Origin of the sequence: Janthinobacterium darwini (genome assembly GCF_051380905.1) — a bacterium.
GTDB lineage: Bacteria > Pseudomonadota > Gammaproteobacteria > Burkholderiales > Burkholderiaceae_D > Janthinobacterium.
Genome location: NZ_JBNYXX010000001.1, coordinates 1,674,870 through 1,699,235 on the forward strand (window position 1 = coordinate 1,674,870; position 24,366 = coordinate 1,699,235).

Annotated in this window: 22 protein-coding genes; 13 read left to right on the forward strand and 9 right to left on the reverse strand. The window is 63.5% G+C overall.

The features are described from left to right. The first annotated feature begins 52 nt into the window (after positions 1-52). The 9 genes from hemB to hmgA all read left to right on the forward strand — a co-directional run bounded on the left by hemB (position 53) and on the right by hmgA (position 9,179). Complete coding sequence (hemB, locus tag ACQ4WZ_RS07790) at positions 53-1,027, forward strand: porphobilinogen synthase (RefSeq protein WP_096235656.1); 975 nt, start codon at positions 53-55, stop codon at positions 1,025-1,027. A 101-nt stretch (positions 1,028-1,128) separates the two neighbouring features. Then, positions 1,129-2,472: an MBL fold metallo-hydrolase gene (locus ACQ4WZ_RS07795; RefSeq protein ID WP_436573018.1), complete on the forward strand. Its 1,344-nt coding sequence runs from the start codon at positions 1,129-1,131 to the stop codon at positions 2,470-2,472. A 53-nt stretch (positions 2,473-2,525) separates the two neighbouring features. Beyond that, on the forward strand, positions 2,526-3,035 hold the full coding sequence (gene msrA, locus ACQ4WZ_RS07800; RefSeq protein WP_101481498.1) for a peptide-methionine (S)-S-oxide reductase MsrA: 510 nt from the start codon (positions 2,526-2,528) through the stop codon (positions 3,033-3,035). An 18-nt stretch (positions 3,036-3,053) separates the two neighbouring features. Next, complete coding sequence (locus ACQ4WZ_RS07805) at positions 3,054-3,872, forward strand: helix-turn-helix transcriptional regulator (RefSeq protein ID WP_101481497.1); 819 nt, start codon at positions 3,054-3,056, stop codon at positions 3,870-3,872. Positions 3,873-4,080: 208 nt separating this feature from the next. Next, entirely contained in the window at positions 4,081-4,479 is a 399-nt protein-coding gene (locus ACQ4WZ_RS07810) for a DUF1842 domain-containing protein (RefSeq protein ID WP_101481496.1), read from the forward strand. Between the two features lie 140 nt (positions 4,480-4,619). Continuing rightward, positions 4,620-5,975: an MFS transporter gene (locus ACQ4WZ_RS07815; protein WP_243858044.1), complete on the forward strand. Its 1,356-nt coding sequence runs from the start codon at positions 4,620-4,622 to the stop codon at positions 5,973-5,975. A 13-nt stretch (positions 5,976-5,988) separates the two neighbouring features. Beyond that, entirely contained in the window at positions 5,989-7,680 is a 1,692-nt protein-coding gene (locus tag ACQ4WZ_RS07820; protein WP_436573019.1) for an FAD-dependent oxidoreductase, read from the forward strand. A 12-nt stretch (positions 7,681-7,692) separates the two neighbouring features. Next, on the forward strand, positions 7,693-7,878 hold the full coding sequence (locus ACQ4WZ_RS07825) for a hypothetical protein (RefSeq protein WP_436573020.1): 186 nt from the start codon (positions 7,693-7,695) through the stop codon (positions 7,876-7,878). Beyond that, positions 7,875-9,179 carry a homogentisate 1,2-dioxygenase gene (hmgA, locus tag ACQ4WZ_RS07830; RefSeq protein ID WP_436573021.1) on the forward strand — a complete coding sequence of 435 codons (1,305 nt, stop codon included), beginning with the start codon at positions 7,875-7,877 and terminating at the stop codon, positions 9,177-9,179. The genes ACQ4WZ_RS07825 and hmgA overlap by 4 nt, the downstream gene beginning before the upstream one ends. A 56-nt stretch (positions 9,180-9,235) precedes the next feature. On the opposite strand, the gene ACQ4WZ_RS07835 is transcribed toward hmgA, so the two are convergent. Continuing rightward, positions 9,236-9,358, reverse strand: a complete 123-nt coding sequence (locus ACQ4WZ_RS07835) for a hypothetical protein (RefSeq protein WP_436573022.1) — start codon at positions 9,356-9,358, stop codon at positions 9,236-9,238. A gap of 161 nt (positions 9,359-9,519) precedes the next feature. Between ACQ4WZ_RS07835 and ACQ4WZ_RS07840 the strand changes: the two genes are divergently transcribed. Next, positions 9,520-12,213 carry a polysaccharide deacetylase family protein gene (locus ACQ4WZ_RS07840; protein WP_436573023.1) on the forward strand — a complete coding sequence of 898 codons (2,694 nt, stop codon included), beginning with the start codon at positions 9,520-9,522 and terminating at the stop codon, positions 12,211-12,213. Between the two features lie 2 nt (positions 12,214-12,215). Continuing rightward, the gene (locus tag ACQ4WZ_RS07845; protein ID WP_436573024.1) at positions 12,216-12,596 is read left to right on the forward strand and encodes an immunity 22 family protein; all 381 of its coding nucleotides are present in this window, start codon (positions 12,216-12,218) and stop codon (positions 12,594-12,596) included. On the opposite strand, the gene ACQ4WZ_RS07850 is transcribed toward ACQ4WZ_RS07845, so the two are convergent. The 5 genes from ACQ4WZ_RS07850 to ACQ4WZ_RS07870 all read right to left on the reverse strand — a co-directional run bounded on the left by ACQ4WZ_RS07850 (position 12,581) and on the right by ACQ4WZ_RS07870 (position 18,606). Continuing rightward, positions 12,581-13,780, reverse strand: coding sequence for a response regulator (locus tag ACQ4WZ_RS07850; protein ID WP_436573025.1), 1,200 nt, complete (start codon positions 13,778-13,780; stop codon positions 12,581-12,583). The genes ACQ4WZ_RS07845 and ACQ4WZ_RS07850 overlap by 16 nt on opposite strands. A gap of 114 nt (positions 13,781-13,894) precedes the next feature. Beyond that, positions 13,895-14,917 carry a hypothetical protein gene (locus tag ACQ4WZ_RS07855; protein ID WP_436573026.1) on the reverse strand — a complete coding sequence of 341 codons (1,023 nt, stop codon included), beginning with the start codon at positions 14,915-14,917 and terminating at the stop codon, positions 13,895-13,897. Continuing rightward, on the reverse strand, positions 14,914-15,933 hold the full coding sequence (locus tag ACQ4WZ_RS07860) for a hypothetical protein (protein ID WP_436573027.1): 1,020 nt from the start codon (positions 15,931-15,933) through the stop codon (positions 14,914-14,916). Before ACQ4WZ_RS07860 ends, ACQ4WZ_RS07855 begins: the two co-directional genes overlap by 4 nt. Before the next feature lie 72 nt (positions 15,934-16,005). Beyond that, positions 16,006-17,262, reverse strand: coding sequence for an alpha-xenorhabdolysin family binary toxin subunit A (locus ACQ4WZ_RS07865; RefSeq protein WP_101481486.1), 1,257 nt, complete (start codon positions 17,260-17,262; stop codon positions 16,006-16,008). Positions 17,263-17,331: 69 nt separating this feature from the next. After that, on the reverse strand, positions 17,332-18,606 hold the full coding sequence (locus ACQ4WZ_RS07870) for an alpha-xenorhabdolysin family binary toxin subunit A (RefSeq protein WP_436573028.1): 1,275 nt from the start codon (positions 18,604-18,606) through the stop codon (positions 17,332-17,334). Between the two features lie 432 nt (positions 18,607-19,038). On the opposite strand from ACQ4WZ_RS07870, the gene ACQ4WZ_RS07875 reads away from it, so the two are divergent. Then, a complete protein-coding gene (locus ACQ4WZ_RS07875) occupies positions 19,039-21,111 on the forward strand; it encodes a TonB-dependent receptor (protein WP_436573029.1) in 2,073 nt (690 codons plus the stop codon). Between the two features lie 17 nt (positions 21,112-21,128). Beyond that, positions 21,129-21,674: an RNA 2'-phosphotransferase gene (locus ACQ4WZ_RS07880; protein WP_436573030.1), complete on the forward strand. Its 546-nt coding sequence runs from the start codon at positions 21,129-21,131 to the stop codon at positions 21,672-21,674. Between the two features lie 33 nt (positions 21,675-21,707). On the opposite strand, the gene ACQ4WZ_RS07885 is transcribed toward ACQ4WZ_RS07880, so the two are convergent. From ACQ4WZ_RS07885 to ACQ4WZ_RS07895, 3 genes are all read right to left on the reverse strand, one after another. After that, entirely contained in the window at positions 21,708-22,826 is a 1,119-nt protein-coding gene (locus tag ACQ4WZ_RS07885) for a HupE/UreJ family protein (protein WP_436573031.1), read from the reverse strand. Beyond that, positions 22,823-24,034, reverse strand: a complete 1,212-nt coding sequence (locus tag ACQ4WZ_RS07890) for a tetratricopeptide repeat protein (RefSeq protein ID WP_101481482.1) — start codon at positions 24,032-24,034, stop codon at positions 22,823-22,825. The genes ACQ4WZ_RS07885 and ACQ4WZ_RS07890 overlap by 4 nt, the downstream gene beginning before the upstream one ends. A gap of 73 nt (positions 24,035-24,107) precedes the next feature. Further along, a complete protein-coding gene (locus tag ACQ4WZ_RS07895) occupies positions 24,108-24,356 on the reverse strand; it encodes a hypothetical protein (protein ID WP_101481481.1) in 249 nt (82 codons plus the stop codon). Positions 24,357-24,366: the final 10 nt, after the last annotated feature.

A 24,366-nucleotide genomic window follows, 5' to 3' on the forward strand; every position in this document is an offset into this window, starting at 1 on the left:
GGCGTGATCGGCGTATACTTATCGGCGTTCCCAACCTGAAGCCAGTCATCCCATGCCAGCACACTACCCAACTTCGCGCATGCGCCGCCTGCGCGCGACCCCGCAACTGCGTGAGCTGTTCCGCGAGACCGAGATCAATCCGCGCGACCTGGTCCTGCCGATCTTCGTCGACGAAGGTTCCAGCGATTTCATCGACATCACGTCCATGCCCGGCGTGCGCCGCATTCCCGAAGCGAAGCTGGCGCAGGAAGTCGAGCGCTACGCGCGCGCCGGTCTGCGCTCCGTGATGACCTTCGGCATTTCGCACCACAAGGACAGCCACGGCACGGACACCCTGAACCCGGACGGCCTGGTGGCGCGCATGTCGCGCATCATCAAGGACGCCGTGCCGGAAATGGTGGTCATGTCCGACACCTGCTTCTGCGAATACACGGACCACGGCCATTGCGGCATCCTGCATGGCGACACGGTCGACAACGACAGCACGGTGCTGAACCTGGGCAAGCAGGCTGTCATCGCGGCCCAGGCGGGCGCCGATATCATCGCGCCATCGGCCGCCATGGATGGCCAGGTGGCAGCCATCCGCAGCGCGTTGGATGCAGCCGGCTTCCACGACACGCCCGTCATGGCGTATTCCACCAAGTTCGCTTCCGGCCTGTACGGCCCGTTCCGCGATGCGGCAGGCAGCACGCTGAAGGGTGACCGCAAGACCTACCAGATGGACCCGATGAACCGCCGCGAAGCCATCCGCGAGTCCTTGATCGACGAAGCCGAAGGCGCCGATGCGCTGATGGTGAAACCTGCCGGCGCCTATCTGGACATCATCCGCGACCTGCGCGAAGTGACGCGCCTGCCGATTGGCGCCTACCAGGTCAGCGGCGAGTACGCGATGATCAAGTTCGCCGCGCAGGCGGGTGCCATCGACGAGCGCCGCGTGGTGCAGGAAACCCTGGGCGCCATCAAGCGCGCGGGCGCGGACATGATCTTTACGTACTTCGCGATGGATGTGCTGAATAATCCGTATTAAGCATTTCCCCGTCAATTATCTTCACCCCCAAAGCAAGTTCCGGGGTCAGACCCGCCGGGTCTGACCCCAGCATTCACGCCGTTGGGTATTCTTAGCTTCCCATGCCCCTGAAAATCTCCCGCATCCTGCACGCCGGCTATGTCTTCGAATGCGAAGGCACGGCCATCGCCTTCGACCCCATCGTCGAAAATCCGTTCAGCCGCAACTGCCACGCCTTTCCCTCGGTGCGCTTCGACCTCGATGCCGTGCGCCGGCTGCGCTGGGATGCCGTCTTTATCTCGCACTTCCACGACGACCACTGCTCGCTCGACAGCCTCGATGTGCTCGACCGCGCCACGCCCATCTACCTGTACTGCGTCTTCGACGAACTGTTCGCCATGCTGCGCGCGCTGGGGTTTACCGCCGTCGAGCGGCTGCACGTCGACGTGCCCGTGCGGGTGGGCGCCATCGAGGTGATCCCGCGCCGTGCGCTGGACGACGATGTGGACTCGCTGTTCCAGGTGCGCGCCGCCGGCCTGAATGTGCTCAACGTCGTCGATTCCTGGATCGGCCCCGAAACCCTGGAGCAGCTGGCCGCCTTCGCGCCCTGGGACATGGTGCTGTGGCCGTTCCAGACCATGCGCGAGATCGCCGTCATCGCGCCGTCGCTGGCGACGCGAGGCCCAGTGGATTTGCCAGATGACTGGGTGCCGCAACTGCAGGCCCTGGCGCCCCGTTACATCGTGCCCAGCTCTTGCCAGTTCGTGCAGGAAGACTGGTCCTGGTACAACCACGCGATGTTCCCCATTACCTACCGCCAGTTTGCGCAGGAGATCGGCGCCGCGCTGCCCGGCGTGCACATCTTCCGCCTCGACCCGTCCACGTCCGTGCTGCTCGATGCGCAAGGATTGACGCCGGCCGCGCCGCTGCCCTGGGTTATCCCCGTCGGGCCGCAGGGCGTGGATTTTGACTACCGTCCCGATGCGCCGCCGCCCGCCACGGCTGACGTTGCCCGGCGTTTCGCCTCCCTGAGCGCTGCCGACGCGGCGCTGGTGCTCGATTTTTGCCAGCGCGGCTTGCTTGAGCGCTACCGCGACTTGGAGCTGTCCGAGGACAGCTATTTCCAGGCGCCGCGCCTGTGGCGATTGTCGCTGTATGGCCATGACGGCGCGGCCACGGTGCTGCATTACCGCACGCATGGCGACTTGATCGACCTGGTGCCCGCCACCGGCGAGGCGCCCGGCTGGACCACCGAGGTGCCGCTGGCGAAGTGCCATGCGGCGCTGGTGCTGGGCGAATCGCTGACTTCAATGTACATGCGCATCAACGATGGCCCTTTCGACGCGGCCACGCAGGCCGAGCTGATGGAAGCGGACATCGTCGATGATCCCTTGATCCGCTGCCTGTTCAATGACGCCATCGGCGCCTACCAGGCGGCGCAGCTGAAGCGCTTGCTGGCCCGCTGAAGAAAACGCCGCGACAGGGTAAGATAAGGTTCTCAGATCAAGGAATGAACAACATGACACAAAATAACGAAACCGCGATCCTGGCCGGCGGCTGCTTCTGGGGCATGCAAGACTTGCTGCGCCGCTATCCGGGCGTGCTTGCCACGCGCGTGGGCTACAGCGGCGGCGATGTGGCCAATGCCACCTACCGCAACCACGGCACGCATGCGGAAGCGATCGAGATTATTTTCGACCCGAACACCATCAGCTACCGCAAGATCCTGGAATTCTTCTTCCAGATCCATGACCCCAGCACGGAAGACCGCCAGGGCAATGACCGCGGCACGAGCTACCGTTCGGCCATCTTTTACACGAGCGACGAGCAAAAACGCATGGCCGAAGAGACCATCCGCGATGTCGACGCTTCCGGCCTGTGGCCCGGCAAGGTGGTGACGGAAGTGGCGCCGGCCGGCCCGTTTTGGGAAGCGGAACCGGAGCACCAGGATTATCTGCAGCGCTTGCCGCACGGCTATACCTGCCACTACATCCGCCCGGACTGGGTCTTGCCGCAGCGTCAACAATAAGCGTCACGGGAGGCAGCCATGCGCTATTGGCAGGTAGAGCGGCGGCAGGCGGAAGGGCAGCTGGATCTGGGGCGCGCCCTCGATCTGGTGGCCGCCATCAGCCATGCCGATGTGAATGCCATGGCAAGCGCCATCCTGAAAACGGCCGGCGCGGCCGCATCCATCGCCCAGTGCACGATCTTCGCTTATGAATTCGGCAACCGGCCCCGCACGGTGGCCGTGGCCGACCGGCGCGGCGGGCGTTTTCTGCAGGATATTGCCGACAGCTACGCGCGTCATTACTATGCGCTCGACGGCAACCAGAGCGTCATCGCGCCCGCCGCCCGGCCCTACATCGATCCCGCCATCGTGCTGCACCAGCAAGCCAGCGACGAGATCCGCCACCCCGGCTACCGCGCCGTCTGCTATCAAAAACCCAATGTGTCGGACCGGCTGTCCCTGCTGGTACAGCCGGCCAGCGATATCTGGCTGTCCGTCAATTTCTACCGCGACAGCAGCCAGGGCCAGTTCCAGCCCGGCGAAATCGCCGCCATCGAAACCCTGTCGCCCCTGTTCGCGCATGCGGCCAGACACCACTACAGCATCAATGGCCAGCCCGCGCAAGGCGTCTCGCCCATGATGCTGGCCCGGCTGCGCCAGCATGGCCCGCAATTGAGCAAGCGCGAACTCGACGTGCTGCGCGGCGTGCTTGAAGGGCTCACTGCCGTGGAAATAGCGGAGACCATGGGCGTGCAGCCATCGAGCGTCGTCACCTATCAGAAGCGCGCGTACAAACGGCTGGGCATTGCCAGCCAGCGCCAATTGTTTGCGTTATGTCTAAGCCCGCATGCCGTATAAATGCTAGCGCGCCGTGCATAGGGGGCAGTGCACAAAAATACTGGAATTCAAGGCAATAATGTGAGCATATTGATATGAAAAAAAAGGCTATGCTGCCGGCAGAGTGTTGATGCGCTGAAGCGCCATCAGCAAGGCTGATAGCCAGTGCCTGTCGCCGCGCGCGATCTCCCTTTTCATGGCTCAGGAATCATCCCATAAGGAGTTCATTGTGTCCTCATCTGAATTGAATGCGGTAGAACATGTCTATCTGATCGCCGGCAATCTCGGTCTGCCTGGCGCACCCATCCTGAATCTCGCCCTGTTTTACAATCCCGACGACGGCAGCGTCAGCGGCGAAGCGCTGATCACGCAATCGATCGCGCCACCGCATGGCCGCGTGGTGATCCGTCCCGTCAGCGGCCCTGTGCATGGCCTGGGCCTGGGCAATGCCACGCGCGTCTTCAGCCTGAGCGGCGAATACGTGGTGTCCGTGCCGCCACCGGCCATCGGCAGCTACCTGGCCAAGTTTGAAGCGACTTTCGTGACCGACAACAACTGGAGCGGCCACGGTTCCTTCAGCTATGGCAACCAGAAGATCGACAACGTGCCCATCAAGAAACGCGGTTAGTCCTTTTGGCCAGCGGCTGTCCCCAAAATGGGGACAGCCGTTGGCGTAGTCGTCTGCATACTGTGTCTCAAGCCGGAGCATCCGGCAACTCTCACCCAATAAAATCAACAAGGGGAGAGTGACACCTTATGGAGACAAGCATGACCATCGCCCAAGCGGCCACCCCCGCCACCCATGCGCCCGTTCTTGACGCGGCCGCCAATCAACTGGAACAGCAGGTGATGCGCAAGGTATCGCGCCATTTGCTGGGATTTCTGTTCCTGCTGTTCGTGTTTTCCTTTCTCGACCGCATCAATATCGGCTTCGCCGGCCTGACGATGATGCAAGACCTGGGCTTGTCCGGCACCCAGTTCGGCTTTGCCACCACCCTGTTTTACATTGCCTACATCGCGTGCAGCATTCCCAGCAACATCGTGCTGGCCCGCATCGGCGCGCGCAAGTGGATCGGCAGCATGATGATCGCCTGGGGCCTGGCCTCGACGGCGACCCTGTTCGCCAGCGGTCCGGCCAGCCTGTATGCGCTGCGTTTCCTGGTGGGCGTGACGGAGGCGGGCTTCCTGCCCGGCATGCTGCTGTACCTGACGTATTGGTTTCCCAGCGCCTACCGCGCGCGCGCCAACGCCCTGTTCATGATCGCCATGCCCGTCACGGCCGCCATCGGTTCGGCCCTGTCGGGCCTGATCCTTGGCCTGGACGGCCACTGGGGCTTGAAGGGCTGGCAATGGCTGTTCTTGCTCGAAGGCATGCCATCCGTCCTGCTGGGCCTGGCCGTGTACGGCTACCTCGACGATTCGCCCAACAAGGCGCATTGGCTGGGCAAGCTGGAACAGCAGGTGCTGGCGCGCATGCTGGCGGCCGAGCACAAGCCGGCAGCTCCACAAACCGCAGGACAAACGAAAACCTCGGTGCTGGCGGAAATGCTGTCGTCTACCGTGCTGAAATTCGGTATCGCCTATTTTTGCCTGGTCAATACCCTGGCGATGGTTGCCGTATGGACACCCTTGATCGTGAAGAGCTTCAGCGGCGACGCCAGCAACACGAAAATCGGCTTGCTGGCCGCTATCCCGCAGGTATGTACCGTCATCGGCATGGTCCTGTGGGGCCGCCGCTCGGACCGCCTGCAGGAACGCCGCTGGCACATCGTCTGGCCCATGCTGCTGTCGGCCGCTGGCTGGCTGCTGACTGCGTATTCCGGCAACCCCGTGGTGCAGCTGCTGGGCGTGTGCATGGCCTCGACGGGCGCCTATACGGCCATGTCCGTCTTCTGGACGACGCCGGACCGGGCACTGAGCCTGGGGGCGCGGGCCATCGGCATTGCCGTCATCAATGCCACGGGCAATATTGGCTCGGCCCTGAACCCCGTCGTCGTGGGTTGGCTGAAGGATTTCACGCACAGCTTTGCCACGGGCTTGCTGTATGCCAGCGTGCTGCTCGTGGCAGGTGCGGCCATCGTGCTGACCCTGCCCATTGCGCGTACTGGTAAAACACCTTCTTGAAGAGGAAAGCATCATGAGCGACACATTTCACCCCTATCCCCATGTGCCGAAAGTCTATCCGCCTGGCAAGCCGGTGGGCGCCGGCACGCAGCATGTACCGGTACTGATCATCGGTGGCGGTCCCGTGGGACTGGCCACGGCCCTGGGCCTGGCGCGCCACGGCGTGCGCTCTGTGCTGATCGAAGCGGATGATGGCGTGTGCACGGGCAGCCGCGCCATTTGCATCTCGCGGCGCAGCCTGGAAATCATAGCCCGCCTGGGCGCGCTCGACGGCTTTTTGGCCAAGGGCTTGCCGTGGGCGGGCGGGCGCAGCTTTTACCGCGAGGAAGAAGTGCTGCACTTTACGATGCCGCAAGACGCGAACCAGAAATTGCCGCCCATGGTCAACCTGGCGCAATACCATATCGAGCAATTCCTGCTTGACGCGGCCGAACGCCTGCCGGAGCTGATCGATATCCGCTGGCAAACGAAAGTCACGCGCGTGGATCGTCGCGCCGATGGCGCCAGCGTGACGGTGACGACACCGGAAGATACGTATCAAATCGATACGGACTGGCTGGTGGCGGCCGATGGCGGGCGCAGTGCCGTGCGCGAGGCGCTGGGTCTCAAATTGCAGGGCACCAGTTACGAGGGGCGTTATGTGATCGTCGATATCCACCTGAAGAGCGACCGACCGACGGAGCGCCTGGCGTATTTCGACCCGCCGTCGAATCCCGGTTCGACCGTGCTGGTGCACAAGCAGCCCGACGATATCTGGCGCATCGATTACCAGTTGCGCGATGACGAGGACGCGCAGTCGGCCGTGTTGCTGGAAAACGTGGCACCCCGCGTGGACAGCCTGCTGGCCATGATGGGGGAAACTGCGCCGTGGCATCCCGTGTGGATCACCATTTATAAAGCCAACGCGCTGACCCTGGACAAATACCGGCACGGCCCCGTGCTGTTCGCGGGCGATGCGGCCCACCTGGTGCCCATCTTCGGCGTGCGCGGGGCCAATTCCGGCATCGACGATGCCGACAACCTGGCCTGGAAACTCGCGTATGTGGTCAAAGGGCAGGCACCCCATGGCTTGCTGGACAGCTATTCGGACGAGCGCGTGTTCGCCGCCCGTGAAAACTTGCGCCACGGCACGAAAAGCACGGAATTCATGGCGCCGCCCACGTTCGCTTTCGAGCTGATGCGCACGGCCGTGCTTGGCCTGGCGGGCAAGCATGCGCACGTGCGCTCGCTGATCAATCCGCGCCAGACCAGCGCCATCGCGTATGCGCAGTCGCCCTTGAACGCGCCCGACCCGGATGTGTTCACGGCCGGGCCCGCGCCGGGTATGGTCTTGCCGGAGTGCCCGCTGGCGCTGCCGTACAGCGGCGGACAAAAAGCGGGGTATATTACCGATCTGGTACAAGGTGCGGATGGCGACTTTACGGGCTTGTATTTCAGCGAGGATGGCACCGTGCCCCCGCAATTGCTGGCGCTGCGCGATACATGGCCATTGGCCACCGTGGCGCTGGCCCGTAATCCGGCCGGGGCCAGTGGCGAATTGTGCGCCTGGGACCACACTGCGCAGGTATTCTCATTGTTTGACGCACAGCCAGGCACGTTTTACCTCGTGCGTCCGGACGGCCACGTGCTGGGACGCTGGAGGCAAGTGACGGCGGGGCAGGTGGCGGCAGCGCTGGCGGCGGTCTGCATCGCCCAATCAGAGTAACAAGGAGACAACATGAACGACATCGAACTCGATAATTTATATACTGAACTGTGCCACACCATGGGCGGCCTGGGCGAACAGCGCTCGCCGCTGTTCCTCGCCCGCTTTGCCTTGCTGGCCATGGGCGCCATCGGCAAGGCCGACGTGGTGCAGGGCTTGCTGCGCGACGCTGCCGACGGCCTGGCGGTGAGCGCATGATAGGGGCCGGCTACCAAAGCGGCTTCGGCAACGAATTTGCCACGGAGGCCGTGTCCGGCGCCTTGCCGCATGGGCAAAACTCGCCGCAGCAAGCGCCCCTGGGCCTGTACGCGGAACAATTGTCGGGGACGGCCTTCACGGCGCCGCGCGCGCAAAACCGGCGCTCGTGGCTGTACCGCATCCGCCCGGCCAGCCAGCATCCGCCGTTTACCTTGCTGGCGAATAACAACATCGTCAGCGATTTCCATGCCATGCCCCCCACGCCGCCGAACCAGCTGCGCTGGGACCCACTGGCGCTGCCTGACAGCAGTACGCCGGTCGACTTCATCGACGGCTGGCACACGATGGCCGGCAACGGCAGCGCCGAAGCGATGAGCGGCTGCGCCATCCACGTGTATGCGGCCAACCGCTCCATGCAGCGCTTCTTTTATTCGGCCGATGGCGAATTGCTTGTCGTGCCGCAGGAAGGCCGGCTGGCAATTGCCACGGAACTGGGCCTGATCGAGCTGGAACCGCAGGAAATCGCCGTCATCCCTCGCGGCGTGCGCTTCCGGGTGACCTTGCCGGATGGCATGGCGCGCGGCTATGTGTGCGAAAATTTCGGCACGGCCTTCCGTTTGCCGGACATGGGGCCCATCGGCTCGAACGGCCTGGCGAATGCACGCGATTTTCTGACGCCGCATGCGGCCTACGAAGATATCGATGGCGAGTGCGAGCTGCTGGCCAAGTTCGGCGGCCATTTGTGGCGTACGACCCTGGACCATTCGCCGCTGGACGTGGTGGCCTGGCACGGCAATTACGCGCCTTACAAATACGATTTGCGCCGTTTCAACGCCATCGGCTCGATCAGCTACGACCATCCGGACCCGTCGATTTTCCTGGTGCTGCAAGCGCCCAGCGAAAACCCGCTCTTGGGCGCCATCGACTTCGCCATCTTCCCGCCTCGCTGGCTGGCCGCCGAGCACACGTTTCGGCCTCCTTGGTTCCACCGCAACGTGGCCAGCGAATTCATGGGGCTGATCCACGGCGTGTACGACGCCAAGGCGGCCGGTTTCGTGCCCGGCGGCGCCAGCCTGCACAACTGCATGTCGGGCCACGGTCCCGATGCGCAGACGTTCGAGAGGGCTTCCCGCAGCGACACGTCCGCGCCCGTCAAAGTGGCCGACACCATGGCCTTCATGTTCGAGACGCGCACCATCCTCAAGCCGACGCCGTTCGCCTTGAATGGCGGCCTGCTGCAAAACGACTATTTCGAGTGCTGGCAAGGCTTGCGCAAGCATTTTGATCCTGATCAGGGGTAACCAGTCAGGCGGCCCGCGCCCGCCCGCGGGCTGCCGTGATCCGTGCCATCAGCGCTTCAGTGCGGCAGGCACACGCGTCCCACCGATTTTGCTCCCGTATCGCCCGCATGTGCGCGCAGTTGCAGCAGCATCAGGGCCACGCCCAGCATCAGCGCAGCCGCGCAAAGTTTCTTGTGCATCGTCGTTTCCGTTTTCACTATCTATGGAGGTGTTCAGCAATATTATTGCCGAAATTCACCGTGCGGGCTGAGCTTGTGCCAGGCGTGCTTTACAATTATGCATCGTGCGCATCCGCGCCATCTGAATGCTATGCATAGTATGTGAAGGGAATGACAAGCCTGTGACTTCCAAGCCGATCAAGATCGCCGCCACCGTCGTTGTGGCTCTCGCCGCTGGGGCCGGCATTTATGCCTATACCCGTCCCGCCGCCACCGCCACACCTGGCGCTCCCGCCTCGGACAGCCCGGCCGCCGCGCCGCAGTCCACCGTCGACACGGCCGCCGTGGCCAGCCAGTTCCGCGACTTGCTGGGCAATTTCCGCAAGATCATCGTGCTGCTGGCCGACGAGCAAAGCTTGCCGGAAGGAGCGCGCGACGAAGCACGTAAAGTGGGGCAGGCGCTGTTCCATGAAAACCAGGAACGCATCGCCAAGCTCGATCTTGCGCTTGATCAATTGACGGCGCCCACCAATCCGGGCCGCTTCGAAGCGCTCGATAGCCTGTTGACGTATATCGAGTCCGATCCCGGCCTGTACGATGCGGACCGCCTGGCTTTCCGCGAACTGCTGCAAAGCATGCTGGCCGACGTGGCCAGGGATAGCTCCTTGCCGGCGATCAAGCTGCACAAGCGCATTTCCGAGGACCTCGATGCGCTGGGCGAGATCGAGCGCAATTATGAGAAGGAAATCCGGCAAATCTTCGGTAACCTGGGGCAGCGCGCCATCGAACTCAAGCGCGAACGCTGGGACGATTACGTGGCGCAGCTGAAAAAGCTCTACAGCCGCGAACAGATTCTGAAGGAAAACGGCATCGTCGTACCGTATGCGGTACCGCCCGCCGGTTCCCTACCCGAAGCCAAGCCGGCGCCAAAAAAAGATGAGGCGGAAATCTTTGGCCTGGGCTTGCCGAAGAAAACCATCGTGCTGACCTTCGACGACGGCCCGCACCGCCGCTACACGGAAGAAATCAGCGCCATCCTGAAACAGTATGGCGTGCCGGCCGTCTTCTTCAACGTAGGCCGCAACCTGGGCTCGCTCGACGCGGAAGGCCACGCCAAGCTGAACGCGGGCGCGGAAGTGAGCCGCAAGCTGATGAAAGAGGGCTATGCCGTGGGCAACCACAGTTTCAGTCACGCCCAGTTGTCGAAACAGACGGGCGACAAGCTGAAAGGCGAAATCCTCGGCACGGACACCTTGTTGAAAGCTATCAGCCCCGAGCGGGCCGCGCTGTTCCGTTTTCCGTATGGCGCGCGCAACAGCGAAGGCATGGCCGCGCTGGCCGATGCGCATTTGAAATCCGTGATGTGGAATATCGATTCGCTGGACTGGGCCGATCCCGTGCCCAGCTCCATCACGAATCGCGTGCTGGCCTCCGTCGACAAGGCGGGACGCGGCATCGTCCTGTTCCATGACATCCATGAGCGCACGGTGAAAGCCTTGCCGGCCGTGCTCGACAAGCTGATCGCTGAAGGCTATCAATTCGCAGGCTGGGATGGCAGCAGCTTCCAGGTGGCGAAAAGCACGGCGCCCGCACCCGAGAAAGTGCCCGTCACCACGGGCTACGCCAATTCCTGGGCCGTGGTGATCGGCATCGATGATTATGCGAAGTGGCCAAAACTGCAATACGCGGTGCGCGATGCGCAAGGCATCCGCGAAACCCTGATCGAAAAGTTCGCTTTTGCGCCCGAGCGCGTCGTGACCCTGAAGAATGGCGAGGCGACGCGCAACAACATCCTGGCCGCCTTCCACGACAAGCTGGCGCATGGCGGCGTGCAAAAGAATGACCGCATCTTCGTCTTCTTCGCCGGCCACGGCGCCACGCGCAAGCTCAGCTCCGGGCGCGACCTTGGCTACATCGTGCCCGTCGATTCTGACCCGGCGCAGTTCGCCACGGATGCGATTCCCATGACGGAAATCCAGAATATCGCGGAATCGCTGACGGCCAAGCATGCGTTCTTTGTCATGGATGCCTGCTACAGCGGCCTGGGCCTGACGCGCGGAGCCGGTTCCAGCTCCTTCTTGCGCGATAACGCCAAGCGCATCGGCCGGCAAATGCTGACGGCCGGCGGCGGCGACCAGCTGGTGGCCGATGGCGGACCTAACGGCCACTCGGTGTTCACCTGGACCCTGCTGCAAGGCCTGGCGGGCAAGGGCGATTTGAACGGCGATGGCCTCATCACGGCCACGGAACTGGCCGCCTACGTGGCGCCCGCCGTGTCCAGCGTATCGAACCAGACCCCCGCGTTTGGCAGCCTGCCTGGCTCGGAAGGGGGCGACTTCGTCTTCGAATTGCCGGGCGAGACGGAGTTCCTCAGCCCGAATACGACACAGCTGTCGACGGAAGCCATCGCCCTGAACAGCAAGCTCGACGCCAAGCCGCAAGCTGCCAGCGTCACGGTGAAGGATTTGCAGGGCGGTGAACAAAAGATCGTCACGCCGGGCGCCGTGCCCACGTCGGCGCGCCAGCTGGCGCAGCGGGCCAATGACCGTGGCTTGCAGTTGTACAAGGAGAAACAGTATGCGGCGGCGGAAGCGCAATTTACGGAAGCGCTGAAATTGCGTCCCGACTTCGCGCTGGCAGCGAACAACCTGGGCTTTGTCTTCTACAAGCAGGAAAAATACCGCGAAGCGGCCCGCTGGTTTGAAAATACGGTCAAGATGGACCCGTCGCGCGCGATCGCCTATTTGAACCTGGGTGACGCGTATGCCAAGGCTGGCGATGCCGCCAAGGCCAAGGCCGCGTACAAAACCTATCTGGAACTGGCGCCGACGTCCTCGACGGCCCCGGCCGTGCGGCAAAAAATGGAGAAGCTGTAGGCTTGTCTTCCACCGTGACCACCGTCCACGTATTTGCCTGCAAGGGGCGCTTCGCCAGTTGGGAAGCGCTGCAGGCTTACCTGTCGCCCACGTACACGGAGGATGGAGACGCCGTGCCGTCGCCATTTTTCCTGGAAACGGGTCTCACGCACTACGAGCCAGCGTGTGTGGAAAGCGCGCTGCTGGCCTCGCCCGTGCCGCTGGCGCAATTGCTCGATGGCGTCTCGTATGGCGACAGCTGGCTGGCGCAGGCGTGCGCGGATGCGCAGGCGCAGGGTGTGCTGGCCGACACGAGCGTGTGCGTGTTTGCGCCGAACCGGCTGGCGCACCCCCAGCGCAGTTCGCTGCATTACGTGGGCAGCTACCGTTACCGGGTGGATTGATCGCCGTCCTGGCGTTCTTCATGCAAAAGCTTGTTGACGGCCGCCAGCAGGCTGGTGCCCGAGGTGGTGATGAAGCGGGCTCCGGCCGCCTGCGCTTGCGTGCCGTAACTGGCGACCGTATCTTTGCTGCAATACACGATGATGGCTAGCGTGGGCAGCGCCTGCCGCACTTCGCGCACCGTGCGCACGCCCGCATCCTTGATGCGCCGGCGGTTTTCCACCCGCGCCATATCCGTGATGAGCAGTGCATAGGCCTTCTGTTGCAGCATGTCCAGCGCCTGGCGCGTCGATACAGCCTGGTCTACCTTGATGTTTTCCCGTTCCAGCTGTTCCACCAGCAAGGTGTTGTTGCACGGATGGTCATCCAGCCACAGCACCAGGCTGGACGGCTTTTGCGCTGTCGGCACGCCGGCCAGGGCCGTGACTGCCGCGCCCCCGTCCGGTGGATGGGCCAGCAGCAGTTGCGTGACGGCTTCCTGCATGTCGTCGAGCGATTTCTGCTGTAAGCGGCTCAGTTCCGTTACTTCGATTTCCTTGCCGCTTTCCAGGCGCACGGAATCATTTTTGACGAGGCTGTCGGCCCGCTGGATCATGATGGACAGGTAAATGCGCGTGAGCAGGTAGCCGATCAGGAAACCATGCACGGAAAAGAACAGCATGATGCCGCTCACGACGGCCTGGGCCGTGTCTGGCGCAATGGCGAGGCTGGGCGCGATGAATGCGGCCACGCCGCGCGCCGTAGCGGGCAAGGTCTTCATTTCGATCAAGCCCACGCCGACGATGATCTTGGTCAGCCAGTCCGATACTTCCACCAAGTTGGAATTGATTTCCATCGGCGCGGGCGTGCCGAGAAAGAGGGTATTGCCGGCCCCCCCGTTAGTGTTCTCGTCCGTGCTGCGTCGCTTGCCGTTCGGACGGTCCTCGGCTTGCGCCATGTTGACCATGCCAGAGGGCAGGGTGCGGGGAATGCCGAACAGAAATCCCAGCAGCATGCCGCTGACGCAAAAACCCAGGCTCCACAGCAGCGCCGGCACGGCCTGGTAGCGGGGCGCCAGGACCGCCCCCCCTATCACTGCCAGCAAGCCCGCCAGCAGGATGTATAGCAGGATGAATGGCAGCGCATCTTTCTTGCGCACCGCTGCCGGCGCACTGGCGCCGGCGCTGCTGGTATCCGATTTGCCCACGGCCCCCCCAATGGATGCGGCATTGCACAAGCTGCATATGCTCATCATAGGAAGTAGGGCGGCCGTGGTATTGAGACGGCGCAAAGCGGCGGCATCCGGCAGTGTCAGTCTTTGTCAGCCGCCTCCTTGCGCCAGCGCCGCTTCGCGCGCCACCCGCGTATAGGCATTGGCCAGGTCGTGCCATTGCTGTTTCGCCGCATTCAGGTGCAGCCGCTCGAGGAAACTGCCCAGCTTGTCGTTCTGCGCCGCCTTGAGCAGGTCGAGGATGGATTGCATGTCGGTCTGCGAGGTGACGACAGCGCCCAGCAGTGCGGCCAGGCCGGTCTCGGCGCCGCGGCTGCTGCTATCGAGCTGCTGGAAAGCTGCCGAGATGCTCTGGATCGAACGCTTGAAGTCGTCGCGGATGGCATTGAACTTTTGCGGCAAGCCATCCTGGCAGTGATGCGACTGGGCCGCCTGTTCAATCTGTCGCAGCGCTTCCTGGGCCGAGCGGTCGGCACCCTCGATGGCCAGGCGGATCTGTTCGCGATAGGCGCTTTGCTGCTGCAGCGACACCGCCAGTGCCTGCGTGCCCGCCTTCAGCTGGGCCGAACTGCGCTCCATGTCGCTGCTCAGCTGTTGCAGCGCCTGCGTCGCCGTTTGCCTCTGCTGGTCGTTGGGCCCGATTCCCTGGCGAATCTGCTCCTGCACCGCCAGCACGCGGTCGGCGTTCGCGTCAAAGGCGCGGCTAAAGGCCGGCAAGCTGTCTATCCACGCCTGGGTGGGAGCATATGCCGTGCCCAGGTTGCCCGCATCGCGTTCGGCGCGGGCCAGCACTTGATCGAGCTGGTTGCGCGTCCATGTGAAATCGACATTCTGCGACCATGTTTCCGTGGTCGTCTTGGTGCACATGCCCAGGCCCCACCACGCATGCTCGCTGCACCAGCTACACTGCGTGTACAGCGGGTACGGCCCCAGAGGCTGGCGCACGGCATTGCGCATATTCGCCACTTCGCGCTGGAATTGCGCCAGCTGGCGCAGCGCGTTTTCCAGCGCGGCGGTATTGCTGTTTTGCGCCATGGTGGGCGCATGCAGCAGTCCCAGCGCCAGGGTGGCCATGGCCAGCAGATGCAGCAGGCGTGCGGCGGCGCGCCTCATGGCTGGCGTCCCGCCGCGTCGGGCGGCGCGGGGAAGTCGACCAGCGCGTTGCTGGCGTAGCGTTGCGCGGCGGTGATGAGCGCCTGCCACAGGGGAAAGGCCATGGCGCTGGCCAGTGTTTGCGCCAGCCAGCTGTCGTTGCCCAGTTCCGCGTCGCTGGCGTCGGCCGCCAGCTGGGTCGTACCGGAACCGAGAGCGCTCCACGCGGTGCGCAAGCCGTCCAGCCAATGGATTAGCTCATCGATAGCCGCTTCCAGCCAGCCGCCATTGGCCAGCAGCAGGTTGACGCCTTCCAGTTGCAGTCGCAGCTGCTCGGACAGCGCCGTGTCGCGCGCCAGCTGCTCACGCAAGGCGTGCAACTGCGCCTCCAGTTCCTTTTTCTTGTGCCCGCTGAACAGGCCCAGGTGCGCCAATTGTTCCTCTATCGATGCGATGGCTGCCTGCAAGCGCCCCAGCGCCTCCTGCTGCGCCTGCAGATCGGTGCCCGTCTGTGTAGCCAGCTGGGCCAGCGCCGCATTCGCCGGCAAGACGCCATCCTTCCATTTGTTCAAGCCTTGCAGCAGGGGGGCAATGGACGCGCGCGCTTCTTCCACCATCGGTCCCAGCGCATGCAGTACTTCGCGCCTGTCGCTGGCGGCAACACCTGCCTCCAGCAGTGATTGTTGATACGACAGCATGCTGGCAGCCGAACTTTTCAAGCGCAAGACAAACCATACCAGGCCCGCGTACAGCATGGCCGGCGGCGTGTTCTGCGCCAGGGTGTCAGGCGATGTGGCCAGCAGGGCACGCAAGCTTTTCGGCGTGCCAAAGCGGGCAGCCTCGTCCGCTACGGCTTGCGCCGCCGTTGCCAGCGGCTTGTCCGGGCCGGGCTGCTGCTTGTCCGCCTGGGCTATGTAGTACGTGAGGTGATCCCAGGCGCTGCCGCCTTCAAACGCCAGATGGGGATTGCCATCATCAACAGCTTGCCGCAGCGCCGCCTGTTGCACCGCCAGCGGATATCCGAATTGTCTCGACATGGTGTTTGCCTTTCTGTAAGCCAACGATCGGTATGTTTGCCCCCCGGTGCCTGGGTCGGGGGGCAACTGTCATCAAGCGGCGCGCTGGTTTTCCGACAAGTGCTGGCCGAATGCGAGGCTGTCGTAGTCGACCAGCGACTGCACGGTAAACTGCTTGGCGCTGTCATCGATGGCTTGCCAGGAATCGATGGCCAGCTTGGCTTTCGCCTTGACGAGGAAAGGCATGCTGCCCACGTTCGATTCCGTGATGCTGTTGCCCAGCGTGATCATGTCCGTATTCATCTGCACCCACACGCCTTCCACCGTTTGCAGGCTGCCGAGGAATTTGGACATGGCCGGCCCCACGCGCGCCATCTGCGTGTTGAAGTCGCCCAGGTCGCTGCGCAGCCGCTGTTTCTTTTGCAATTCCTGCGTCTGGCTGCTGATCTGTGTGCAATATTCGTTGTAGGCGGCGCGGTTCTGCGCCGCCTTGATGCCCAGCCCGACGCCGGTGGCGATGGCGGCTGCGCCGCCCACCAGCAGCGAGACGCCGCCCGTGAACGGCGCCAGCAGGCCGCCGATCAGCGCGCAGCCGACGGACGCCGTGACGGCGGCGATGGTGAAGTCGCGCCAGGCCTTGTAGGCTGCATCGCGCAGTTTCTCCAGTTCCACGATCTTCGTTTCCAGGCCGCCGATGGTGCGGTTGACATTAGCGATCATCGTCGACGAACTGCTGGTAAATGCCTGCAGCTTGCTGTTGTATTCATTCATTTTCTGTTCGAACAGACCCAGCTTCCTGATCAGTGCCGCCACTTCGGCCGACATTTTTTGCGCCAGCGGTATCGGACCCATGGTCTGGTCGAACAGATAGGCTTTCAGGTTCTCCACCTGTTCCTTGGGAGGCAGGCCCGGCAGTTCATCCAGCACGCTTTGATAGCCGCTCACCAGCTTGGTCGAGGTGTCATGCACGCGCTGGCCCAGCCATACTGTGTGCGTGTAGATTTCTGTCGGCGGCGTCGGCGTGGCCAGGAGGCCGGGATTCTTGATCAGGGCCGCGCGCAGGCTTTTCGGGTTGCCGAATTCGGTGGAGGCGTTTTGCACGCTTTTCATTGCGCCGATGCAATCGAGTACCGTCTGCGAGCCATCGACGGCGCCGTACTTGCTTTCGAAATCGCCTTTGGTGATGGGCAATTCGCTGGCCGAGCCCACATAGGCTTGCAATTCGATCCAGCTATCGCTGAACAGGGCAAACTGGCTCTTTTGTCCGGATTGGGGATTGGCAGGCGTGGTCAAGCCTGGCGGCGGGTCGATCGATGGCGTGGCGGCGGTATTAATAGCGGTAACACTCATGGTAGTTCCCTTCAGTGATCAGGTCAGACTGCGTGGAAGTACGGAAGACAGCTACTGAAAACGCTGGCGTCAGGCGGCGAGCCTGGCCGCCAGTTGCTGCTGCCAGTCGGGCTGGTCTGGCGGCAAGCTGGCGCCAAAGCCGAGCAGATTGGCATCGACAAAGGACCCGGTAACAAACGCCTTCAAGGCGTTGTCGAGCGTGCGCCAGCCATCAGCAGCCTTGACCATCTCGGCTTCGCGCAGCCATGGTCCGGTGTGCAGTTTGTCCACGCTCAAATCGCTGGCGCGCGCGCCCAGTTCCCTCGCCGATGCGCTCCAGGCCGCTTGCACGCTGCGCAACTGGCCCAGGATGCCGTTGGATGCCGGCAGCGAGAATTTCATCAGTTCATCGAGCGCGCCCAGGTCGCTGCGGTAGCACGCGCGCTTGGCGAGGAAGGCGCTCTGCTCGTGTACATCCTGTACCAGACCATCGTATTTGCCGCGCGCCACGCCGGCCGCCGCGCCCAGCGCCGCCGCGGAGAGGGCCACGCCGCCGCCCGTGACGGCCGAACCGATGGCAAAGCTGCCGCCGCCCGTGGGCACGGCCAAGATCACCATGATGGCGATGCCGATGATGCCGATGACGGCGGGCACGATGCAGGCGGAAATAGTCAATGCCAGCCATTTCGAGTAGGCGGCGTCGCGCGCGCGCTCCAGATCCCCGATTTTCTGCCCCAGGGCGCCGATTTCCTTGTCGAGTTCAGTGCGCGTCTTGGATGAGCGTTCGGTGAAGGTGCGCATCAGCAACTGGGCTTCGTCCAGCGCTGTTTCGATTTGTTCGAACTCCGCAATCAATTCGCCGATTTTCGCGATGGTGTTCTGCATATTGTCGAGTATCTGGCCATTGTCGAGGAACAGGCTCTTGATGCCGGCCGTGGCGTCGGCCGCCGATTCGTGGCGCGCCATCTCCGGGATGCTGCGCAAGGTCGACGACAGCGTAAAGGCATCGCGGTGCGCCCGTTCCACGGTCCAGACGGTGGAGGAAAAGGCATCGTTTTTTGGGCGCGTGCCGCTGGCCAGGAAATTCGGGTCGCGCAGGATCTTTGCCCGCAGGCTGCTGGGACTGCCGTAGCGCTCGGCCGTCTGGCGCAGCTTGCGCATGGCGTCGAAGCATTCCTTCATTTGCGAACCGGACGAAGCGTCGCCGTAGCGCTGTTCGTATTCGCCGATATCCGACGGCAGGGCCAGCACGGCCTGGATGCGCGTCTGCAGGTCGATCCATTGCTGCGAGGCCAGCACGAAGCGTTGGCCGTCCGGATTGTCGCCCGATATCAGCAGAGTGGAAGAGGGCAGGAACAATGTCATGTAGTTCTCCAGTTCAAAGTGGTCGCCAGGCCGCGCCGTGCAGGCGTGCCGGTGTCTGACAATATGGAAAAAACCAAAGACTTTGCCGCAGCTGCGCCAGCCTGCCTGGTCGATATGGCAGGGCGATGCGTAGACGGCGAAATCACAGCGACAGCCCTGATGCGCACGGCGGTGCGGCGCGGGCGAAAGAGCGGCAGGCATGGCAGGAGATGCTGGCGGGCCGGTCTTGTGCGCGGATTCTGAAAGGTAGTATGCACTTTTTACATGGCGACATTCTCTCTAAAGATAACCTCGCCTCTATTTATTGCATTGTTTGAAAACATGTGTTTTGCAGCTTGATTTTGCGCAAATGTTTGAATCCGAACGCCGGTGTTTTGCGTATCTTCAGAGACTAGTCACAAGCAGTTGTTTTCAGGATGAACGGGAGAAGATATGCAATCGAGGAGAGTCCCTTTGGCATTGGCCTGGCTTGCCATCCAGGCCAGCGCATGGGCGGAGCCGCCTGCCGACGCGGTGCCTGATGCAGTTGCCAATGAGGCGCGCACCGTGCGCGTGACGGGCCACTATGACAACGCCGTCGGCACGTCGGACGCGGCCAGCCAGGGCGTCATCACCAGCGAACTGATCGTCAACCGGCCCTCCTTGCGCACGGGAGAGTTGCTGGAATTCGTGCCGGGGCTGATCGTCACCCAGCACAGTGGCGACGGCAAGGCCAACCAGTATTTTTTGCGCGGCTTTAATCTTGACCACGGCACGGATTTCGCCACTTATGTCGACGGCATGCCCGTCAACATGCGCACGCACGCGCATGGACAGGGTTATTCCGACCTCAATTTCCTGATTCCCGAGTTGGTGCAGCGTATCGATTACAAGAAGGGACCGTATTTCGCCAGCGAAGGCGATTTTGCCTCGGCCGGTGCTGCGCGTATTCGCCTGGCCGACAAATTGCCGCAAGGCCAGGGCAGCATATCCATCGGTCAGCACGGTTACGTGCGCGGCGTCGTGGCTGCATCCTTGGATGCTGGGCCAGGCACCTTGTTGTACGGCCTGGAGGTGAACCGCAACAACGGCCCCTGGGACGTGCCGGAAAACGTGCGTAAATATAGCGGCGTGCTGCGCTACAGCCAGGGCACGCCTGACGATGGCTACAGCGTGACGGCCATGGCGTATCGCAACAGCTGGAACGCCACCGACCAGGTGCCGCTGCGCGCCGTGGAATCGGGCCAGATCGGCCGTTTTGGTTCGCTGGCGCCCAGCGACGGGGGCGACACGTCGCGCTACAGCCTGTCGTATGCCATGCGCCAGCGCACGCAGAACCGCTTGTTCGAGCTGGACGCGTATCTGATTCGTTCGCAGCTGGAACTCAACAGCGATTTCACCTACTTCCTGGCCAACCCGGCAGATGGCGACCAGTTCCAGCAAAGCGAGCGGCGCACGGTGGCCGGCGTGAACGCCAGCGAAAGCTGGAACACGGAGCTGGCGGGATTGACCATGCGAAACAAGCTCGGCGTACAGGCACGCTACGACCGGCTGTCGCCCGTGGGACTGTATAGCACGGTGGAGCGGGTGCGGCAAAGCACCGTGCGCGAAGACCGGGTGCGCGAGGCCAGCGTCGGCCTGTATGGGGAAAGCACCGTGCAATGGCTGCCCTGGCTGCGTTCCGTGGCGGGTGTGCGCTATGACGCCTACCGTTTCAAGGTCGATAGCAGTATCGACGGCAACAGTGGCACGGCGAGCGACCACGTGGTGTCGCCCAAGCTGTCGTTGATACTCGGGCCGTGGAGCAGTACGGAGTTTTTTGTCAATTATGGCAAGGGATTCCATAGCAACGATGCGCGGGGCGCGACGCAGACGCGCTTGCCCGATGGCGCGCCTTCCACGCCCGTCACACCCCTGGTGCCGACGAAAGGCATGGAACTGGGCGCGCGCACGCAATGGCTGCCGGGCCTGCAAAGCTCGCTGGCCCTGTGGCGTCTCGATATCGCGTCCGAACTGCTGTTCGTCGGTGACGCGGGCGAGACGGAACCCAGCCGCGCCAGCCGCCGCCACGGCATCGAGTGGAACAACCATTACATAGCCGCGCCCTGGCTGCTGTTCGACCTGGATCTGGCCGCCTCACGCGCGCGCTATACGCAGAGTGATACGGCCGGCAACTTCATTCCGGGTTCCATCGACAAGGTGGCTTCGTTCGGCGTGACGGTGACGGACCAAGGACCGTGGTCGGCCGCCTTCCAGCTGCGCTATTTCGGTCCCCGCCCATTGATCGAGGACAACAGCGTGCGCTCCGCCTCGACAACCTTGGCGTATGCGCGCCTTGCGTATCAGATCAACCGCAAGACGCGGCTGTCGCTCGACGTGTTCAACCTGTTCAACAAGCGCGCCAGCGACATCGATTATTACTATGCGTCGCGCCTGCCCGGCGAGGCGGTGGACGGGGTGAACGACCGGCATTTCCACCCGGTGGAACCGCGTTCCGCGCGCCTGACCTTGTCATATGCGTTCTGATAACGGTAAACTGTGGCATGACAGATCATTTGGTAAATACCAGTAAATTTCTTTCCCTCATACTGCGCCACGCGCCCGAAAAAATCGGCCTTGCACTCGATGCCCAGGGCTGGGCCGACATCGGCCAGCTGCTGGCGCAGGCGGGCAGCCATGGCCGCTCCATTTCCCTTGAGCAATTGCGGGATGTGGTGGCGCGCGACAGCAAGACGCGCTACGCCATCAGTGCCGACGGCTTGCGCATCCGCGCCAACCAGGGGCATTCCCTGGCCGCTGTCGACATCGACTTGCCACCGGCCACGCCGCCCGCCATGCTGTATCACGGCACTGCCAGCCGCTTTGTCGAGGCGATCCGCGCGGCCGGCCTGCTGCCCGGATCGCGCAATCATGTCCATCTGTCTGCCAACCGCGAAACGGCCGTGGCCGTGGGGGCGCGCCACGGCAAGGCCGTCGTGCTGACGGTGGATGCGGCCGCCATGCAGGCGCAAGGCCAGGTGTTTTATCTATCGGAAAACGGCGTGTGGCTGGTTGATGCCGTGCCGCAGGCGTTTATCGGCTTTCCTTGAGCCGGCATGCGCTGGGCGAATGCATGGCCCCGCTCATGCACTGATCAGCTTGATGTCGGCTAGCCGCTCGACGAGCCACACGCACGCCACCAAGGCAATCGCCAGCGAACCCACGGTCAGGATTTGCCGGTAAAACCAGGTCTTGCGCAGCAGCCAGGCGACGGGCAGGAAGGCGGCGACGATGGCCAGCTGTCCGATTTCAACGCCGACGTTGAAGCCCAGCAGGCTGGCTAGCAGCGAGCCCTGCGGCAAGCCCAGGTCGCGCAGCACGCTGGCAAAGCCGAAGCCGTGGATCAGGCCAAAGGCGAAGGCCGCCACGGGCCGCTTGCCCCGGAACAGCGGTAGGAGGTTGTTCAGCGCGGCCAGGATCACGGAAGCGGCAATCGCCGATTCCACCCAGCGCGACGGCATCGACACGAGCGACAGGCTGGCCAGGCTCAGGGTGATGGAGTGGGCGAGCGTGAACGCCGTGACGACTTTCAGCACGTCGACAAACGCCGCCTTCAAACCGTGCTGCTGCTCGCGCAAGCCGGGCAGCAGCACGGCCGGCAGCAGCAGCGACAGCAGGAACAGGATGTGGTCATAGCCGATCCAGATATGCCAGATACCGTGCTTGACGTAGGCGCCGAACTGCCCCAGGCGGTCGGGCGCGGCCAGGGACAGCGTCTGGCGCGGGCTGTCCGGGTCGAAGATGGCCGTTTGCGTGGCGCCGCCGCTATTGATCTTGAGTAAACCCTTGTGCTGCGGATCGAGGTCAGCGAACAGGGTGTAGCCGATCGTCACACTGGCTGGCGCGGTGCCGGGGCAGGTGGCCTGGAAGCGCAGCACGTTGTAGGCGCCATCCGTGTGGCTGTCGATCAGTTGGTCGACAGCTTTCAAGGGGCAGACGCCCTGGTCGCTGGCCACCTGCAGGCGCTGCAGGGCGTAGGCGGCAATCGCCTCGTGGCGCGCGCGGATTTCATCCCAGGTCAGGGCGCCGTCGCCATTGCCATCGAGGCCGATGGCGAAATCGAGGTCGCGCAGGGCGATATCCCATTGTCCCTCGATCTGCTGGCCCTGGATAGCCAGGCTCACATAGCTGTCGCTGGGCTTGTGGGCTTGCGCGGGAGCGAGCCAGGCGCACAGTAGCAGGATGAAGAGGCATCGTTTCACAGTACACCTGCCTTCTTCGCTGCACTGAGTTTCTGGCCATCCTGCGGCCCCAGCTGCCGGACGAGGCGCTGCAGGGCCTCGTCTTCCACGCCGTTGGCGGCGATCCAGGCCAGCACCGGTTGCGCGGCCCCGTAACTGCGTGCGGCCAGGGCCGCTTCCAGCAGGATGCGCATGTCGGGAACTTCCTTCTGGATGGCCCAGTTTTTCTGCGCCAGTTGCAGGGCGGCCGGCACATCCCGTTGCAAAAACAGGGTGAAACGGGCTTGCTCGCGCTGGTGTACGGTATCGCCACGCTGCATGGCGGCGTTGAAGCGGGCCGCCAGTTCCGCTTTTGCCGCCAGGAATGCCGTCTGCTGGCCGGGCAGCGATTGCAGGGCCAGCGCGTAACGCAGCAGCAGGGCGTCGATGCGCTGCTGCTCCTTCAATAACTTGACGACGTCCTGCGGGCGCTGCCGGTCGAGCAGGAAATCCGCGTAGGCGCCCAGCAGGTAGCTGTCGCGCGGCTGCTGCGCCAGCGCTGTCTTGTAGCGCGCTTCGGCCAGCGTGCTCTCTCCGCGCCGCGTGGCCATTTCCGCCAGCAGGCTCAAGGCCCAGCTTTCCAGTTCGGGCGCTGCGCCGGCGCTGCGCCGCAGGGTCATGTCCAGCAAGCGCTCGCTGCTGGCAGCGCGGCCCGTGACACTGGCGATATTGGCAAGGCAGGTGACGGTGACCAGCTGCGTCGTCAAGGCCGACAGGCGGGCGCAGGCCGCCGTTGCTTTCGTGTAGTCGCCCTGCACCGTGAGCACGGTGGCGCGCGTCAGCCAGGCCTGGCCATTGGCCGGTTCCTGGGCAATGACGGCATCGAGGTCTAGCAGGGCGGCATCGAAATGGTGGGTGCTTTGCAGGATGGTGGCGCGCAGCAGGCGCACGGGCAGGGGCGGCGCCGCCTGCCGCCACCAGGGGGCCAGCGCCGCTTGCGCATAGCCCAGGTAGCGCGGGTCCGTTTCGCTGCGCGCCAGCGCGATGTAGCGCTGCGCCAGGCTGCTGGCCAGGGCCAGGTCTTGCGGCGCGGCGTCGAGCTGCTGGCGCAGGCCGCGCAGGGCGATTTGCGTGGCGTCGGCGCGGCGCGGCAGTTGTTCGATGACGGCGCTGCCATCCTTCGGCGTGTAGGGCGCGGCCCATGCCAGCATGGGCAGGCAGGCGCACAGCAGGGAAAATGGTGTTTTCATGGTGGACGCCGTGAACGGTGGGGGAACAGGGCGGGCGCCGGGGAGAGCTAGTCTCCGCGGCGCCCGCAATGGCTTACAACGGCACCGGTTCCGTGTCTTCCGGAGACGTCGCCATGATGGCGTCGATGCCCACGCCTTCCTTGTCATCGCTGGTGGTCAGGATGACGTTGCTGACGGCCACATAAAACGCATCGAGCAAGACTACCGGAGGCGGGTTGACGCCGCCGTTGCCGTTATCGCCGCCGTGGCTGCTGCCACCGCCACCGCAGCCGGCCAGCAGGGCCGTGAGCGCCAGGGCGCTGCATGCATAGAGCTTTTTCATCGCATTCTCC

Coding starts and splice junctions, on each gene's coding strand:
- ACQ4WZ_RS07855 (WP_436573026.1), bottom strand. CDS start 14,917: ATGAGGCGCGCCGCCGCACGCCTGCTGCATCTGCTGGCCATGGCCACC.
- msrA (WP_101481498.1), top strand. CDS start 2,526: ATGACACAAAATAACGAAACCGCGATCCTGGCCGGCGGCTGCTTCTGG.
- ACQ4WZ_RS07860 (WP_436573027.1), bottom strand. CDS start 15,933: ATGTCGAGACAATTCGGATATCCGCTGGCGGTGCAACAGGCGGCGCTG.
- ACQ4WZ_RS07890 (WP_101481482.1), bottom strand. CDS start 24,034: ATGAAAACACCATTTTCCCTGCTGTGCGCCTGCCTGCCCATGCTGGCA.
- ACQ4WZ_RS07835 (WP_436573022.1), bottom strand. CDS start 9,358: ATGCACAAGAAACTTTGCGCGGCTGCGCTGATGCTGGGCGTGGCCCTG.
- ACQ4WZ_RS07865 (WP_101481486.1), bottom strand. CDS start 17,262: ATGAGTGTTACCGCTATTAATACCGCCGCCACGCCATCGATCGACCCG.
- ACQ4WZ_RS07870 (WP_436573028.1), bottom strand. CDS start 18,606: ATGACATTGTTCCTGCCCTCTTCCACTCTGCTGATATCGGGCGACAAT.
- ACQ4WZ_RS07820 (WP_436573019.1), top strand. CDS start 5,989: ATGAGCGACACATTTCACCCCTATCCCCATGTGCCGAAAGTCTATCCG.
- ACQ4WZ_RS07795 (WP_436573018.1), top strand. CDS start 1,129: ATGCCCCTGAAAATCTCCCGCATCCTGCACGCCGGCTATGTCTTCGAA.
- ACQ4WZ_RS07875 (WP_436573029.1), top strand. CDS start 19,039: ATGCAATCGAGGAGAGTCCCTTTGGCATTGGCCTGGCTTGCCATCCAG.
- ACQ4WZ_RS07880 (WP_436573030.1), top strand. CDS start 21,129: ATGACAGATCATTTGGTAAATACCAGTAAATTTCTTTCCCTCATACTG.
- ACQ4WZ_RS07805 (WP_101481497.1), top strand. CDS start 3,054: ATGCGCTATTGGCAGGTAGAGCGGCGGCAGGCGGAAGGGCAGCTGGAT.
- hemB (WP_096235656.1), top strand. CDS start 53: ATGCCAGCACACTACCCAACTTCGCGCATGCGCCGCCTGCGCGCGACC.
- hmgA (WP_436573021.1), top strand. CDS start 7,875: ATGATAGGGGCCGGCTACCAAAGCGGCTTCGGCAACGAATTTGCCACG.
- ACQ4WZ_RS07815 (WP_243858044.1), top strand. CDS start 4,620: ATGACCATCGCCCAAGCGGCCACCCCCGCCACCCATGCGCCCGTTCTT.
- ACQ4WZ_RS07895 (WP_101481481.1), bottom strand. CDS start 24,356: ATGAAAAAGCTCTATGCATGCAGCGCCCTGGCGCTCACGGCCCTGCTG.
- ACQ4WZ_RS07825 (WP_436573020.1), top strand. CDS start 7,693: ATGAACGACATCGAACTCGATAATTTATATACTGAACTGTGCCACACC.